A 16759-nucleotide genomic window follows, 5' to 3' on the forward strand; every position below is an offset into this window, starting at 1 on the left:
TGCTTAAATCTGGTGGAGAGAGAAGGATTCGAACCTTCGAAGCTTTCGCGGCAGATTTACAGTCTGCTCCCTTTGGCCACTCGGGAATCTCTCCAGCGTTGGCGGCACATTATGCCAGCCTCCAAAACACTGTCAAGCTAGATATTTACTTAATTTATCGTAGCTTGCGATGCTAGCGCATCTGTTAGCTGCCTTGGAACGCGCTGCATTCTGTCAAAGCAGCATAGAGAATGCAAGCCCTGCGCGAATTTTTTCTAACGATACAGGCTCAGGCACACGCGGCGCACCGGCCATTTTTCCTGCTCGTTCAGTGAAGGTAAGCGGAAAACTGGCCTCAAGTCCCCCATACACCATATCAGGCCATACCGCGTGAGGCACCTGCACGCCTCGAGAAACCACGCGTGCATCGCCGCCTGTTAACAGCACGGGTAGCGCAATGCCCTGCTGATCGCACACTTCGCTATAAATACGGTTAATCGCGCTAACAGCCGCCATATAAATCCCGTGATTAACCGCATCGACGGTGCGACGCCCAGGCTCCAGCAAAGCGTCCGCCTCGCTTTCAGGATCAATCGCGACATTGCGGGTACCCAGCTTTAAGCTCTCTTTCATTAGCCGCAGTCCCGGGATAATAAAGCCCCCCAGGTGCATACCACCAGGCAGCACAAAATCAATAGTGATTGCACTACCACAGTCGACCGCACAGCAGCCTCCGGCCAGTTGGTACCCGGCAAGCGCTCCCATCCATCGGTCGACCCCCAACCGAGAGGGCTCCTCATAGCCGTTAACAACGCCCAACGCTTCAGGTGTTGAGTGCGCCACATAGACATGGCGCACCTTGTGGCGCAGCAGCGTCACCGTCTCCTCCAACACAGCGGCCCGGGCAACGCTTGAAATACGTACGGCCTCAACCACATCAAGGTCTGGAATATCCGCCCCTGGGCGCCACTCTTCGCGCGTCCAGACAGCACCGCGCGAGCGTATTTCACTACTTTCGGCATCCTTGAGCCGCCATTTCGACAAGGTATTACCGATATCCAAATCCAGAATCATAAGCGCCTGCGTACGCTGATCTCACCGCCTGCCAAGCGCCGCGAGTGACCGTTTTCAGTAACCCATAAGTTACCGCTGTTATCGACGTCGCCTGCGATCGCATCGCTGACGCGCTCCCCTTGAATGATGCGTACCGGCGCGCCTACATACGCATGGCGCGCATTCCACTCATCGCGCCATGCGGCAAAACCGACGTGCTCAAAATCTGCCAGCATGCTCAGAAGCCCCGCCACAACATCTGACGCCAACTGATTTCGCGTATGCCCGGCATGCACATCAAACAGCGCAGCTACCGGCTGGTCAATGGCGGCGCGCTGAGACTCGGTTAACGACAGGTTCATGCCCATGCCAATCACAACCTCGCAAGGCCCCGCCGCATCGCCCGTCACCTCAATCAATATGCCAGCCAGCTTGCCCAGCTCGTCGCCTGCATCCACCATCAGAATATCATTGGGCCATTTTAGCTTAGGCGCAGCGCCCAGCTGCTCAAGCACCTGAGACACAACCACGCCTACCGCAAGGCTTAACCCTTCAAGCGAGGCTACCCCCGCGTCAAAGCGCCAGCCCAACGAGAGCATCAAACTTTGCCCCCACGGGGTTGTCCATACTCGCCCACGGCGACCACGACCGGCGGTTTGGAGTTCAACCAGGCACACTTCGCCATGCCCCGCACCCTGATTAAATCGCTGACGCAGATACTCATTGCTTGAAGGCAACTGGTCTTCGACAAATAATCGTGTCAACAAATGGCGTGCCTGAGCAGGCAGGTGCTCAACAATTCGGGCACCTTCCAATGGCTCAAGGCGGTGGGCTAATCGATACCCCCTCCCTTTGACCGCCACCAACTCCACGCCCAAGGCCTCCAATTTTTTTAGCTGTTTCCATACAGCAGCCCGCGAAACGCCTAGCGTTTCGCCTAATTGTTCACCCGAGTGAACATTGCCATCGCTCAACAAACGCACCAGGTTACCGATGGTCATGTGCTTGCCCCAACTGGGAAAACGCCTATCTTAACGGATGCACGCAGGAGGCGAAAACTGCCGCGTTTGGGTTATTGACTTAACGCTTTATTTGAGACAAGGCTGGTAGTCGACCATACCGAGACCCTATAATGCCGCCCTATTTTCCCAGCAGGATCGCGTCGTGATCGAGAATCTTCGTAACATTGCCATCATCGCCCACGTTGACCACGGCAAAACTACCTTGGTAGACAAGCTGTTAAGTCAATCGGGCACACTAGACCGCAAGGCCGAGGCCCAAGAGCGGGTTATGGACTCCAATGACCAGGAGAAAGAGCGCGGCATTACGATCCTGGCCAAAAACACAGCCATTCAGTGGCAAGATGGCAATGGTACGGGCTACCACATCAACATCGTTGACACCCCTGGGCACGCTGACTTTGGTGGTGAAGTAGAGCGCGTTATGTCCATGGTGGACTCGGTGCTACTGCTGGTTGACGCAGTTGATGGCCCGATGCCGCAAACCCGCTTTGTGACTCAAAAAGCGTTCTCTCAAGGCCTCCAGCCGATCGTCGTGGTGAACAAGATTGACCGCCCTGGCGCACGCCCTGATTGGGTTATCGACCAGATTTTCGATCTGTTTGATAACCTGGGTGCCACCGACGAGCAGCTCGACTTCCCAATCATCTACTGCTCAGCACTCAACGGCATTGCCGGCATGGAGCCTGAAGCACTTGCCGAGAACATGGACCCCATGTTCCAGGCGATTGTAGATATCGTTAAGCCGCCGCAAGTTGAAGTCGACGGTCCCTTCCAGATGCAAATTTCCGCACTGGATTACAACAGCTACGTGGGTGTTATCGGTCTTGGCCGCATCAAGCGCGGCAGTGTCAAGCCGGGCCAACAGATCACCGTCATCACTAAGGAAGGCGCTACCCGCAAAGGTAAAGTCGGCCAGGTCATGACGCACATGGGTCTGGAGCGTGTACAAACGACCGAAGCGACCGCAGGTGACATCGTTTGTATCACCGGTATCGAAGATCTGGCGATTTCCGATACGCTGTGCGACAACAGTGCCGTTGAAGCCCTGCCGCCGCTTTCCGTTGATGAGCCAACCGTATCCATGACCTTCCAGGTCAATGACTCGCCGTTCGCCGGTAAAGAAGGCAAGTACGTCACCAGCCGTAATATCAAGGATCGTCTTGATCAAGAGCTGATTCACAACGTGGCACTGCGCGTTGAGCAGGGCGACACCCCTGAAAAATTCAAGGTTTCCGGGCGCGGCGAGCTTCACTTGTCGGTACTGATCGAAACCATGCGTCGTGAAGGCTTTGAGCTGGCCGTTGGCCGCCCCGAAGTTATCATCAAAGAGATCGACGGCATTAAGCAGGAGCCCTACGAAGAAGTCATCATTGACTGTGAAGAGCAGCACCAGGGCTCGATCATGGAAGAGCTTGGCTATCGTAAGGGTGAACTGACTAACATGAATCCGGATGGTAAAGGCCGTGTTCGTTTGGACTTCATCATTCCTGCACGTGGTTTGATCGGTTTCCGTGGTCAGTTCCTGACCCTGACATCCGGCACCGGCATCTTGACCAGCCGCTTTGACCACTACGGTCCGCTGAAGCCCGATGCGTCTATCGAACGTCGTAACGGCGTTCTGGTCTCTATGGTGGGCGGTAAAGCGCTGGCCTATGCCCTTTACGCGCTGCAAGAGCGTGGCAAGCTGATCATCGATCACGCTACCGAAGTCTACGAAGGCATGCTGATCGGTATTAACAACCGTGCCAACGACATGGTGGTTAACCCGACCAAGGGTAAAAAGCTCGATAACATGCGCTCCACCGGTAACGATGAAAACATCGTACTGACGCCGCCGATCAAGTTCACGCTGGAACAGGCCATTGAATTCCTGGATTCCGATGAGCTGGTGGAAGTCACGCCGACGCACATCCGCCTGCGTAAGAAGCACCTGACAGAGAACGAGCGTAAGCGCGCTGGCAAGAAATAAGTCAGCTGAGCAAACGCTCAACAAGCTCTAAAGCAAGACCGAAAGCCCGCCACCGTGCGGGCTTCCTTGTATCTGGGGAGCGCTCTTTGCAAACGTTTGCGCCATTCATTGCCCCGCGGCTACCTCCGCTACTCTTTTTTAAAGCCCCGCCAAGTGCACCAATAAACGCAGCCTAAACGCCAAGGCGCTGGAAAGCGCACGCATTCTACCGCACAGTAGCTTACAACTGGCGACGCCAAAGCTTTCTGCCAAACTGCAATACATACAGGCATTTGGATACCGATCTTTGCCTATCACTTGCACAGGAACACTCTGTACATGAGTGGACACAACGTCTGGACGCACAAGGGTACTTTTTTACTGGCGGCGGTAGGCTCCGCCGTGGGCTTGGGCAATCTTTGGCGTTTCCCGTATTTAACCGGTGAAAACGGTGGCGGGGCGTTTATCCTGGTGTATGCCGCCACCATTTTGGCCGTCGGCACTCCTATCCTGATCGCCGAGACCATGCTGGGCCGCACCAGCCGTCAGAGCCCTATTATGGGCATGCGGCACTTAACCAAAACGCACAAAGCCTCGCGCGCCTGGGAGTTAATCGGCTGGCTGGGCGCGGCTTCGGCTTTTTTGATTTTAAGCTTTTACTCGGTCATCGCTGGCTGGGCACTGCACTACACCGGGCTCATGCTGACCGGCTCGCTTGTAGGTGCCGACGCGCAAACGATGGCGGCGAGTTTTGACGCACTACTGGCGTCACCTTCCCTTATGACGCTGTATCACACGCTGTTCATTGCGGCGTCTGCACTCATCGTCAGCATGGGCGTTCACCGAGGAATTGAGACGGGCCTGCGCATTATGATGCCAGCGCTGTGCATTATTCTGACAGTAGTGCTTGTTTACAGTGTGATGAATGGCGATATACGTGCGGCGGCGCGCTTTCTGTTGACCTTTAACATCGCGGACCTGAGCCTTGAGGGCTGGCTACAAGCCGTGGGGCAGTCCTTCTTTACGCTAAGCCTGGGGATGGGCGCTATTATGGTCTACGGCGCCTATATGCCCGGCGATGCCTCTCTTACGCGCACCGCCATTGGCGTGGCCATAGTGGATACGGCGATTGCCATGGTGGCAGGGCTAGCGATTTTCGCGCTGGTATTTGGGGCAGGGCTTGAAACCGGCCAGGGTCCAGGGCTGATGTTTGTGACGTTGCCCCTTGCCTTCGCTGAAATGCCGCTGGGGGCGCTAATCGGCGGCGTCTTCTTTATTTTAGTGCTGGGGGCTGCGATTAGTTCCTCTATCTCACTTATCGAGCCCGTGGCCGCTTTTCTGGTCGAGCGCTTCAACCTTACCCGGCCCCAGGCAGTCATCATCGTGGTGGTGGCGGCTTGGGCAACGGGACTGCTCACCGTCGCAAGCTTTAACATCGGCGCAGAAGACAGTCTTTTCCACCATCTATTTGGCCGCAGCGCCTTTGATGTTATCGAACTATTGACCAATATCTTTATGCCGCTGGGTGGCCTGATGATTGCGCTATTCGCGGGCTGGGTGCTCACCCAAAGCGAAGTGATGAAAGAGCTGGATACTACCCATGGCTGGTTTATTAGCTGGCGGTTTCTAGTGCGTTTTGTTGCCCCTACCGCAGTGGCGTTTGTCTTTTTACGCACTATTCCTCAGGTTGAGGGCTATATGATTCCTGCGCTTGGCGCCCTGCTACTGGTCGGCCTCTTTGCGCTTAGCCAACGACGCCAAAAACCGCGCTGATCAGCGCCCTACAATAACAACACAGACGACCCAATGGTCGCCTACATCACGAGGGCACTATGCATCCTCTTATTGAAGTACAGCAGGTGAACAAGGCGTTTGGTGGATTACAGGTGATTAACAACTGCTCCATTCGCGTCGAGAAAGGCTCAATTACCGGCATGATCGGCCCTAATGGGGCAGGTAAATCGACCCTGTTTAATCTGATCGCTGGTTCCCTGACGCCGGATAGCGGCCATGTATTTCTCGACGGTGACGATATTACCGCGCTCAGCGCCAACCAACGCTTCCACAAGGGGCTTTTACGCACCTTCCAGATTGCCCATGAATTTAGCCAAATGAGTGCGCTGGAAAATCTGATGATGGTGCCGCCTCATCAGGCGGGAGAAAGCTTATTCAACACGTGGTTTAAACCGGCACGGGTGCGTGAAGAAGAAGCGGCGGTCCGAAAACGTGCGCTTGAGGTCATCGAGTTTGTCGGCCTGCACCATGTCCGCAATGAGCTGGCAGGCAACCTGTCTGGCGGGCAAAAAAAGCTGTTAGAGCTTGGCCGCACCATGATGACGGACGCCAAGGTCGTGCTGCTTGATGAAATTGCCGCAGGCGTTAACCGCACCCTGCTGGGCGACTTGATCAGCAATATTGAGCGTTTGAATCGCGATTTGGGTTACACCTTTTTAGTGATCGAACACGACATGGACATGATTGCCCGGCTATGCGACCCGGTGATTGTCCTGGCTCAAGGGAGCGTGATGGTCGAGGGGCATATTCAGGATATTCAAAATGACCCAGAGGTGATTGAAGCTTACTTTGGCACCGACGCTGCCTGATCAAACGCTCCCTATAAACGACAACAAGCCGCTTAAAAGCGATGCAGCGAGATACTTTTGCCATGTCATTAACAACATCAACGACGCCACTGCTTGAGGCACGTAATGTGCACGGTGGTTATGGCGCCATGAACATCCTTAACGGGGTGAACATGTCACTTTATGCCCATGAAGTGGGCGTTATTGTAGGGCCCAACGGCGCTGGCAAGTCGACCATGCTCAAAGCCGTATTTGGACTGTTAAACGTTAGTCAGGGCGACATTCTGCTCAACGGCGAGCCCATTCATAACCTGGCCTCCAATAAACTTGTTGAGCGCGGAATGGGCTTTGTCCCCCAGGAGAAAAACATTTTCCCAAGCCTTACCGTTAAGGAAAACCTGGAGATGGGCGCCTATCTCAAGCCCCACAACGTCAAGCGCATGCTGGAGCAGGTATACGCGTTTTTCCCGCCATTGGTAGAGAAGCGCCATCAGCCCGCCGGTGAGCTGTCAGGCGGCCAGCGTCAGATGGTCGCCATGGGCCGCGCCCTGATGGCAGAGCCAAGCCTGCTGCTGCTTGATGAACCCACGGCCGGGCTTTCGCCCCTTTACATGAACGAGATTTTCGACCGGGTTAAGCAGATCAATGCGGCGGGCGTAGGCATTTTAATGGTCGAACAAAACGCCAGGCAGGCGCTTGCCATTGCCGACAAGGGCTTTGTCCTGGCTGCCGGCCAAAACCGCTTTACTGATACCGGGGCAGCCCTGCTTGCCGACCCAGACGTGGCCAAGAGCTTTTTGGGCGGCTAGCCCGAGGGAATACGATGAACGAACTGATCTTTTTTATTAATAACGTGGTGATCGCAGGTAGCGTTACCGGCTCGATTTACGCGATTGGTGCGATTGGCGTAACGTTGATTTTTAGCATCATGCGCTTTGCCCACTTCGCGCATGCCGACATGATGACCTTTGGTGCCTTTATGGTGCTTTTGCTGACCACGCTATTTCCTGCCGCAGGCGCCAGCATGGGCATCCCTAGCGCACTTTTGATGCTACCTGTTGCCATGCTGCTGACGGCGCTACTGGCGGTCGGCATCGATAAGGTATTTTATAAGCCACTGCGCGCGCATGGCGTTAAACCCATCGTGTTGGTCATTGGCTCTCTTGGCGTCACGCTGATGCTGCAGGGGCTTATTCGCCTGTTTGCAGGCACCGGCGGCCAGAGTTTGTACGTGGATGATCGCAAGGAAATTTTCCGCATTGCCGTGCCGTTTGAAGGGGTGCGCGCGCCGATTGTGATCACCGAGCCGCAAATCTACCTGTTTGTCATTACCCTGGTGGCCGTCGTTGCCCTGCATCTGTTTTTAAACCGTTCACGGCTGGGTAAAGCGATGCGCGCAATGTCGGATAATCCGGAGCTTGCCCAGGCCTCGGGCATCAATACCAATACGATTGTGGCCATCACGTGGGTCATTGCAGGCAGCCTGGCGGCGATTGCCGGCACGCTGCTTGCCCTGGATGTGACGTTCAAGCCCGATTTAAGTTTTTTCCTGCTGCTGCCTATCTTCGCCGCCGCCATTGTCGGTGGGGTCGGCCACCCCTACGGGGCGATTGCCGGCGGTTTTGTGGTCGGCTTTGCTGAAACCCTGGCGGTGTTTAACTGGAACATGCTGCTGCGCCCCTTCCAGGACAGCTTCCCTGCCTGGCTGGAACTTCCCTCTAACCTGGCGTTTGTGGGTACCGAGTACAAAATTGTGGTGCCGTTTTTCATTCTGGTGGCCATTCTGGTGTGGCGTCCTACCGGCCTCTTTAAAGGCAAGGTGATCTAATGAGCGATTCAAGCAACACCCGCAACCCCGCTTATACACCTAAAGACGCGACACCTGAGCGGCGCTTTCCTGTCCGCGAAGTAGTGCTGTTTGGCACACTCCTCATCGCCATTTTGGCGGTTTATGGCTTAATGGGCGCCGCCTACAGTACGCGCATGCTGGTTGAGGCGGCCTGTTACGCCATTCTTGCCCTGGGCCTGACCATTCAGTGGGGCTATGCCGGGCAATTCAATGCCGGGGTGATGGGCTTTGTGGCGCTGGGCGGTTTCTGCGCCATGCTGTTTAGCGTGCCCGTCAACGATGCCTTTTGGGGCACCGAACTGCCAGGCGAGCTGGGCCGTGTGCTGCTCTATGGCCTGGCAGCCACACTGGTGGTGGTAGGTGCCACCCGGCTTGACCGGCTGGGCGTCCCCAAAAAGCTGCGTACCCTGATTGCCGTGGTGCTCGCGGTCGTGCTGTATCTGGTGGTGATTAGCCTGCTGCGCGATGTGACCAGCCAAATTCAAGCACAGGCAGGGTTTGTGGGCGGTTTTGGCCTGCCTGCCTGGACCGGCTGGATCGTAGGTGGCGCCTTGGCAGGCGGCGTAGGCTACCTGATTGGACATATCTGCTTAGGGCTTCGCAGCGACTATCTGGCGATTGCCACGCTGGGCATTGCGGAAATTATTAAAGCGTTTTTGAAAAACTCCGACTGGCTGACACGCGGCACCGCCACGGTATCACCGCTCCCCTGGCCAACGCCCGGGCCGGCAGAGCTTGGCTTTACGCTCTCAAGGGCACTGTACCTGTCGATCACGGCCGTGGTGATTGCGGTGATTTTCTTTCTACTTCACCGGGCCTATCACGCGCCTTGGGGACGCATGATTCGAGCAATACGCGATAACGAAGTCTCGGCGGCCGCCATGGGCAAGGACATCAACAAGCGCCGCCTGGAGATCTTTGTACTGGGGTGCATTTTGATGGGCCTTGGCGGTGGCATACTGGGGACGTTTAACAGCCTGTTTGATCCTCAAGGCTATCTGCCGCTTAACCACACGTTTTTGGTGTTGGTGATGGTGATACTGGGCGGGCCGGGTAATAACCTGGGCACTATTTTCGGTGCCGTCGCGGTGTATATTATCTGGATTATGTCGGAGCCGTTGGCGCTCTTTTTGATGCAGTTGATCGTCAGCGTAGGTGAAAGCACGTTTGGCTGGGATGCACCGAACAATATGGATAGCCGCGCCCTGCAGGCACGGGTGTTGGTGATCGGCATGTTGATAACGCTGGTGCTGCGCTTTGCGCCTAAAGGGTTGCTGCCCGAAAAAATCACCCAGCACGGTTGATGGCGAACGGTCCAAAGGGCTGTTTCAAGGTCAGTCTCAAGGACTATCTCAAGGGCCTCCTTAAAAACCTGCCTACGAAAAAGCCCCGGTGCAAAACACCGGGGCTTAAACGACTTATCGATCCTGATCAAACGGCCTCGCTAACACGCTTATAAATCTACCTGCCCTTTGCTGGTAAATTGGCCATCTTCAATCACCATTTCTACGACGACGCCAGGCACATCACCGTATTCATCAAAATCGTGGGCGCCTGAGGCACCTTCGTAATTGATCTCGGTGCCCGCTGCGATTAGCTCGACGGCCTTCTCCCACTCCCCCGGTAGAATCACTTCGCCCGGCGCACTGGAAACACTGCGCAGCGCCTCGGAAAGCCCTTCGCGCTCGGCGCTGCCGTTTTGCTCAATGGCCAGCGCCAGCAAGAAAGCGGCATCATACGCTTGGGCGGCAAACACCGCGCTGGGGTCAAAGCCTGCGGCTTCAGCGGCCTCGTTGAAAATAGGCGTACCGGGCAGGTCCGGGCTGCCTGGCCGCGTGGCAATCATGCCGTCCAGCACGTCTGCACCAATCGCCTCGACCAGGCTATCGCCGACCATACCGTCAGCGCCCACATACTGGGTAAACATGCCGCTTTCATACGCCTGGCGAAGCACGGTTTGACCAGAGGTGTCGGCATAGGCCAGCACCACCAGCGTATCGGCGCCACCAGCAGAGAGCGAGCCCAATTCAGAACGGTAATCAGCGCGGTTATCTTCATGGGCAAGGTTTTCGGCAATCTTGCCGCCACCGGCTTCAAACGCTACGCTGAACGCATCCGAGAGCCCGCGCCCGTAGTCATTATTGACATAGGTCACCGCCACGTAGTCAATACCTTTATCAAGCAGCAGCTTGGCCAGGATCTCGCCCTGGAACGCGTCAGAAGGCACCGTACGGAAGACCAAATCGTTGTCATCCAGCTCAGAGACCGCAGGCGCCGTCGAGGCAGGCGAGACCATCACCACCCCACCCGGGATCGCCGCGTTATTGGCTGCGGCAATCGTCGCCCCGGTGCAAAGTGCCCCCACAATCGCGGTGACCTGCTCAGAGTTGACCATGCGGTCAGCCGCGTTCGAGGCTGCCGAGGCATCGGCGCAGGTGGTATCGCCCGAAGGCATTACCAACGTTTGGCCATCCAGAATGCCGCCCTGGTCGTTAACCTGCTGGACGGCAAGCTTTGCCCCTTCAAAGATAGGCGGCGTAAGACTTTCAATTCCCCCGGTAAAACCACCAAGGAAGCCAATTTTCACTTCTGCCTGGGCCACACCCGTTATGGCAAATGCAGAGGCCGCAACGGCAGTGGCTAATGCGCGCTTATTGATCATATTATTTGTCGCTCCCAGTGAGATAACCCGTCCTGCGCTAGCGCGCAGAAACTTCCTCTAATCTGGAACCACAACGTTAAAAACACAAGCAACGCTTTCTAACGCTGCTTTGATGTTTATCGACGACGCGCTGTATCTACAACCAGCGTTACAGGCATTAAAGCACCGCCATCTGTAAGAGCAGTACGCACAGCATTAGCCAACCCAGCCACCGCCTGCATCCTTTACTCATGGCGGCTATTACCAAGCCGCTGGTCTTGTTGTTTACGCTGTCGATTACGGCGGTACACGCGCACCAGCGCAATACTTAGCGCCGCTGCTAACATGAAGCCCAAGGTGAGTCCTTGCCAGGGCCGTGCCGCACTTTCCAATAGCGTCTCCAGCGTGATGATAACGATCAGGCCCAACGCCTGAGAACCAATAGCCAGCGCGCGCAGCACGTCAAAGGCGGGTTGTGACATAGTCAGACTCCGTAATTTTCAACTCACGTGGTATGGTCTCGTAGTGTACCTGCTTATCGGAAAGACCATGAATGCCATTGCCCTTGGGCCGCTATTGATTTCATTACCCAGGTTATACGCCATCGGCTGTGCGCTGCTGGTGTTACTGTCGGCGCGTTACTTACTGCGCCTACCACCGCCACTGTTAAATCGCTGGTTCACCGGACTAATCCTTGCCTGGTTAATCGGGGCGCGTATCGCGCACATTACGCTTCACCTGGAGAGCTATAGTGCCAATCCGCTTGATGCACTTAAAGTCTGGCAACCGGGATACCACGGCATCGGCGGATTATTGACCGGCTTGCTATGGTCCGCTTGGACGCTTCGCAAGCGGCTTTCAGCGTTACTTGGGAGCACCGTCATTCTGCTCTGCGCCTCGGGTCTATGGCTTATGCTGGTATCCCTGTCGCCCTTGGGTAGCGCATCTGCCGTCAGCCAATTACCCGAAATCCACCTGGAAAACGTGGACGGCGCCGATGTGTACCTGCCCGACCTGGCAGACGGCAGCGACCGGGTGATTGTTAACCTCTGGGCCACCTGGTGCCCACCCTGCCGACGCGAAATGCCATTACTCGAAGAGGCTGCCCAGCGCGAAGGCGTAAGCGTCGCGGTCGTTAACCAAGGGGAAGATTTGTTGCCTATCGTGCGTTATTTGGACGCAGAAGGGTTGGATTTTACCCATGCACTGCGCGACCCAGGCCAAACGCTGATGGCCCTGTTTGAAGCGCCCGGGCTACCCACTACAGTGCTTTTTGATGGCCAGGGCACTACCTTGGATATCCACGTTGGCGAGCTTACCCGTGCCCATCTTGAACACTGGTTGGAAGATTGACGCCGATACACCTTAATCCCCCGGCGCCTTTGCGTTAGAATCCCCCGCCCTACCGCTGCTGATGGCGTGCCCTCGGCAGCGTATGACCCGTTTTTGTAGACTTCCCCGAGGCATCATGAGCGATTTTTCACCCGGCCAGCGCTGGATTAGCGACGGCGAAGCCGAGCTTGGGCTTGGCACCGTGCTTAACTGCGACTTCCGTAGCGTTACCATCTTGTTCAGTGCCAGCCAGGAAACCCGAACCTATAACACGCGCCAGGCGCCGTTGACCCGCGTGATGTTCGGCAGCGGCGATCGGGTACTGTCGGCCGATGGCTGGCAGATGATCGTTGATGGCAGCAAAGAGTCTCACGGCCTGATTACCTATATCGGTGAGGACAGCGAAGGCACGCCGCGCGAACTTCCCGAAGCCAAGCTGGCTGACACCATGCAGTTTGATCAGGCACGTGATCGCCTGCTGACAGGCCAGGTAGACCGCAACGACTGGTTTGATCTGCGCTTTCGGACGCTGCACCATCACCAGCGCATCGAGCAGCACAACGCCCTGGGCTTTGCCGGGCCGCGCATCGATTTGATTCCGCACCAGCTGTATATCGCCGACGAAGTTGCTCGCCGTCATGCACCGCGCGTGCTTCTGGCGGATGAAGTAGGCCTGGGGAAAACCATTGAAGCCGGACTGATTCTGCACCGCCTGCTGCTGACCGGCCGTATTGAGCGGGCGCTTATCTTGGTGCCCGACAGCCTGACCCACCAGTGGCTGGTGGAGCTTCTGCGCCGCTTCTCGCTGAATGTCAGCCTGCTTGATGAGCATCAAAGCCAGGCCCATGGCAGCGCCAACCCGTTTGAGAGCGCCCAGCTAGTGCTGGCAAGCCAAGGCTGGCTGTTTGCCAACATTCATCGCCAGGACCAGGCGCTGGCCAGCCGTTTTGACCTGCTGATTGTCGATGAAGCTCACCACCTGGACTGGAGCGCCGAGGGCAGCGGCCCAGGTTATCAATGTGTTGAGCAGCTCGCTGCTGAAATTCCTGGCCTGCTGCTGTTAACGGCCACACCTGAGCAAATGGGTATTGAAAGCCACTTTGCCCGCCTACGCCTGCTGGACGCCGAACGCTATCACGACCTGGAGCGCTTCAAAGACGAAGAGCGCCACTACACCGCTGTCGCCAGCGCCATTGACGCTTTAGATGAACTGCCTGCCACGCCGGACGCCCGCGCCCGAATAGATGCCGTCGCCGACGACCGCGACAGCCAGGCGCTGCTGGCAACGCTGTGTAATGCGGAAGCCAGCACAGAGCAGCACGATGCGGCCCGTCATCAACTGCGTGACGCCTTGCTTGACCGCCATGGCACGGGGCGGGTGATGTTCCGCAATAGCCGCCGTCATGTTGGCGGCTTTCCCGAGCGTCGCCTGCACCTCTCCTCGCTTGAGCTACCCTCCGCGTATCGCCGCGTGCTGCGCCGCCTGGAGCGTGATGACGACTACCTCGACGAGCTGCTGATCGAAACCGGCATGGATCACCCGGATGTCTTGATCTACCCGGATGCCATGTACCGTGAGCTGCGCAACGACCCGCTCAACGGTGAAGCCTGGTGGCATATCGACCCACGGGTTAACTGGCTGCTGGATAAGCTCAGCGACGATAGCGAAACAGGCTTTGCCAATGACAAAGTATTGGTCATTGCCCACCACCGTGAAACCGCCGAGGGACTTGCTGAAGGGCTGCGCGTGCTGGGCGGCTATCAGGCGCCGGTCTTCCATGAAGGGCTTTCGCTGGTTGAGCGTGACCGCGCCGCCGCCGCGTTTGCCGATGAAGAAGAAGGCGTACAGGTACTCATTTGCTCGGAAATTGGCTCTGAAGGTCGTAACTTCCAGTTCTGCCGCCATTTGGTCATGTTCGATATGCCCCAGCATCCTGACCAACTGGAGCAGCGCATTGGCCGTCTGGACCGTATCAGCCAGAAGCACGCCATTGAGCTACACGTGCCCAGCTTTATTGGCAGCCCCGGCGAGCGCCTGCTGCGCTGGTATAACGAAGGCATGGACGCGTTCAGCGCGCCCCACGGCATCGGTAGCGACCTGTACGAGGCCTTTGGCGATGCACTTGCCGATGCGCTTCTCGACGATGAAACGCTGGACGAAATCATCGTTGAAACACGGGAAATGTTTACCGCCAAGCTGGCCGAACGTGATGCCGGGCGCAACCGATTGCTGGAGCTTAACGCCTGTAGGCCAGCACGCGCCCAAGAGGTGATTAGCGCTGTACGTGAGTTGGATGAAGATACCGCACTCCCACGTTATGTAGAGCGCGCACTGGACGTATTTGGCGTGGATAGCCAGGAGATCGGCAAAGGGCTTCTTCACTTGCAGCCCAGCCAGCATATGCTGGACGGACTGCCTGGCCTGGTGAAAGGCGAAGAGGGCTTTACTGCGACCTATAGCCGTGCCCAGGCGCTTGCGCGAGATGATATTCAACGCCTTTCGTGGGAGCATCCGCTGCTGCGCGAAATGATGGAGCGTATTCTGGACGGCACCATGGGCAACACGGCCCTGGCACTGCTGCGTCACACGGCCATCCCCAGTGGGCGGCTAATGGCAGAGCTTGTCTTCCGCACCCACTGCCCGGCGCCGAAGTCACTGCACCTTAACCGCTTCTTGCCGCCCACCGCCGTACGCGTTCTGCTGGATGAATCAGGTGCCAACCTGACCAGCAAAATCTCGTTCACGGGGCTTGGCAAAAACCTGCAAAAGGTCAATAAATCGCTAGCGCGGGATTTAATTAAAAGCCGCCACGATCAGTTACGTGAGCTGCTTATTCAGGGTGAAGGCGAGGCAGAACGTGAGCTGCCCAGTATTGTAGAGGCCGCTGAAACGCGCATGCGCGCCCAGTTGGATGCCGAGCTTGCCCGCCTAACAGCGCTAGCCGAGCATAACCCCTCGGTACGCGCTGAAGAGCTGGATGCCCTGAAGCAGGAGCGCCAGGCGCTGAGCGAGGCGATAGAAAATACTCGCCTGCGGCTGGACTCCGTTCGGGTCGTGATTACCGTTGACCCCAACGCCTAAGCGCTCAATCTCGCCTTAATATCTCGGCCAGCGCCTTATCGAGTGTCGGGTACTGAAATTCAAACCCCGCCTCGATAAGGCGCGCCGGGCGCATGTCAGCCCCGGTTAGCAGCAGCCGAGACATTTCCCCCAGGCCTGCTTTTAACACAAAGGCAGGCACGGGGAGTATGGCCGGGCGGTTAAGCCGTTTGGCTAGCGTTTTGGAAAACTCGGCATTAGTGGCGGGGTGCGGCGCACTGCCGTTAAAGGCGCCATTAAGGTCCTCTTTTTCCAGCAGGAACACAATCGCGTCCACCAGATCCTCGCGATGAATCCAAGGCATATACTGCTCACCACTGCCAAAACGTCCGCCTAGCCCCAGCTTAAACGGCGGCAGCATTTTCTGGAGTGCTCCACCTCCTGCATCCAGCACCAGCCCCGTTCGCAGAAGCGCCAAACGTACGCCGAGCGCTTCAACAGGCTTTGCGGCGGCTTCCCACTTAACGCATAGCCGGTGGGCAAATTCATCGTGCGCGGTAGTGTCTTCGGTAACGACACGCCTACCTTGATCACCGTAGTAGCCCATGGCCGAGCCACTTACCATCACCTTAGGCAAGGGCTGCCCATTGGCCTGAAGCTCTTCACATAGCGTAACGAGCTGGTGAGTCATGTGGGTGCGTGACTGAATAAGCGTCTCTTTCTGCGAATCACTCCACCGTTTAGCAGCAATCGGCTCACCGGCGAGGTTAACGATTGCCTCGGGCGGCGCCGCTAAAAAATCAAGCACGCTGGCGCGAATATCGCACTCGCGAGGCAACCGCTTACGCGCTTTCTGCGGGTCTCTTGATACCACTTGTACGGCATGTCCTTGGCCTTGCAGCTTTTCGCAAAGGCGTTTTCCGACAAAACCGCTGCCTCCGGTGACTAATATACGCATGGTGTTGCTCCTGTTGTGACGCCGCGCAAATACGCGCTAGCCACGCGCTTGCTTCTTCACCAGGCATAGCAGGCCATTCCCAGCACGGCAAACACTCAGGTTGGCTTACTACTCACTAATGTAGCGTTAAGTACACTACCTATACACTAACCGCACCTAAACATTCCCAAGGATAGCTTTGGTAGTATCTATGTAGAAGTTGATAGCAATATAACCCTTGGCTATAGAAGCATAACAAGTAAGCTACCCCAGTAACATCACACACTTAGGCCCGACGTGACGTTTCACCAAGACCTCCTGTACAGACAAAGGTTGTACCTGATAGCGACAAGTTGTACAAAGAGAGCTACGATAG

The 16759-nt window shown here is 56.6% G+C and carries 13 protein-coding genes and 1 tRNA gene; 8 read left to right on the plus strand and 6 right to left on the minus strand.

Features of this window, described 5'->3' with window-relative positions; all coding sequences use genetic code 11:
- Nucleotides 1-10: 10 nt before the first annotated feature.
- The 3 genes from FKN99_RS10150 to FKN99_RS10160 form a co-directional block, all read right to left on the minus strand.
- Nucleotides 11-94 (minus strand) — tRNA-Tyr (locus FKN99_RS10150).
- 119 nt (nt 95-213) lie between these two features.
- The gene (locus FKN99_RS10155; protein WP_172117724.1) at nt 214-1053 is read right to left on the minus strand and encodes a type III pantothenate kinase; all 840 of its coding nucleotides are present in this window, start codon (nt 1051-1053) and stop codon (nt 214-216) included.
- Nucleotides 1050-2033: a biotin--[acetyl-CoA-carboxylase] ligase gene (locus tag FKN99_RS10160; RefSeq protein WP_172117725.1), complete on the minus strand. Its 984-nt coding sequence runs from the start codon at nt 2031-2033 to the stop codon at nt 1050-1052. Before FKN99_RS10160 ends, FKN99_RS10155 begins: the two co-directional genes overlap by 4 nt.
- A 163-nt stretch (nt 2034-2196) precedes the next feature.
- Between FKN99_RS10160 and typA the strand changes: the two genes are divergently transcribed.
- The 6 genes from typA to FKN99_RS10190 all read left to right on the plus strand — a co-directional run bounded on the left by typA (nt 2197) and on the right by FKN99_RS10190 (nt 9737).
- A complete protein-coding gene (gene typA / locus FKN99_RS10165) occupies nt 2197-4023 on the plus strand; it encodes a translational GTPase TypA (protein WP_172117726.1) in 1827 nt (608 codons plus the stop codon).
- Between the two features lie 318 nt (nt 4024-4341).
- Nucleotides 4342-5775: a sodium-dependent transporter gene (locus FKN99_RS10170; protein ID WP_172117727.1), complete on the plus strand. Its 1434-nt coding sequence runs from the start codon at nt 4342-4344 to the stop codon at nt 5773-5775.
- 59 nt (nt 5776-5834) lie between these two features.
- The gene (locus FKN99_RS10175; protein ID WP_172117728.1) at nt 5835-6605 is read left to right on the plus strand and encodes an ABC transporter ATP-binding protein; all 771 of its coding nucleotides are present in this window, start codon (nt 5835-5837) and stop codon (nt 6603-6605) included.
- A 62-nt stretch (nt 6606-6667) separates the two neighbouring features.
- Entirely contained in the window at nt 6668-7393 is a 726-nt protein-coding gene (locus FKN99_RS10180) for an ABC transporter ATP-binding protein (protein ID WP_172117729.1), read from the plus strand.
- Nucleotides 7394-7407: 14 nt separating this feature from the next.
- Nucleotides 7408-8412: a branched-chain amino acid ABC transporter permease gene (locus tag FKN99_RS10185; protein WP_172117730.1), complete on the plus strand. Its 1005-nt coding sequence runs from the start codon at nt 7408-7410 to the stop codon at nt 8410-8412.
- Entirely contained in the window at nt 8412-9737 is a 1326-nt protein-coding gene (locus FKN99_RS10190) for a branched-chain amino acid ABC transporter permease (RefSeq protein ID WP_172117731.1), read from the plus strand. Before FKN99_RS10185 ends, FKN99_RS10190 begins: the two co-directional genes overlap by 1 nt.
- Nucleotides 9738-9886: 149 nt before the next feature.
- Here FKN99_RS10190 and FKN99_RS10195 read toward each other — a convergent pair whose 3' ends face one another.
- Nucleotides 9887-11095, minus strand: a complete 1209-nt coding sequence (locus tag FKN99_RS10195) for an ABC transporter substrate-binding protein (RefSeq protein ID WP_172117732.1) — start codon at nt 11093-11095, stop codon at nt 9887-9889.
- 224 nt (nt 11096-11319) lie between these two features.
- Nucleotides 11320-11556, minus strand: a complete 237-nt coding sequence (locus FKN99_RS10200; protein ID WP_172117733.1) for a hypothetical protein — start codon at nt 11554-11556, stop codon at nt 11320-11322.
- 67 nt (nt 11557-11623) lie between these two features.
- On the opposite strand from FKN99_RS10200, the gene FKN99_RS10205 reads away from it, so the two are divergent.
- Both FKN99_RS10205 and rapA read left to right on the plus strand, forming a co-directional pair.
- On the plus strand, nt 11624-12427 hold the full coding sequence (locus FKN99_RS10205; RefSeq protein WP_172117734.1) for a TlpA disulfide reductase family protein: 804 nt from the start codon (nt 11624-11626) through the stop codon (nt 12425-12427).
- Nucleotides 12428-12542: 115 nt separating this feature from the next.
- Nucleotides 12543-15488: an RNA polymerase-associated protein RapA gene (gene rapA, locus FKN99_RS10210; protein WP_172117735.1), complete on the plus strand. Its 2946-nt coding sequence runs from the start codon at nt 12543-12545 to the stop codon at nt 15486-15488.
- A 4-nt stretch (nt 15489-15492) separates the two neighbouring features.
- Here rapA and FKN99_RS10215 read toward each other — a convergent pair whose 3' ends face one another.
- Nucleotides 15493-16404 (minus strand): TIGR01777 family oxidoreductase, encoded by a 912-nt coding sequence (locus tag FKN99_RS10215; RefSeq protein ID WP_172117736.1) that lies wholly within the window; start codon nt 16402-16404, stop codon nt 15493-15495.
- Nucleotides 16405-16759 lie beyond the last annotated feature (355 nt).

The sequence above is a fragment of the Halomonas hibernica genome (assembly GCF_013183775.1).
In the GTDB taxonomy this organism is placed as follows: Bacteria; Pseudomonadota; Gammaproteobacteria; order Pseudomonadales; family Halomonadaceae; genus Vreelandella; species Vreelandella citrativorans.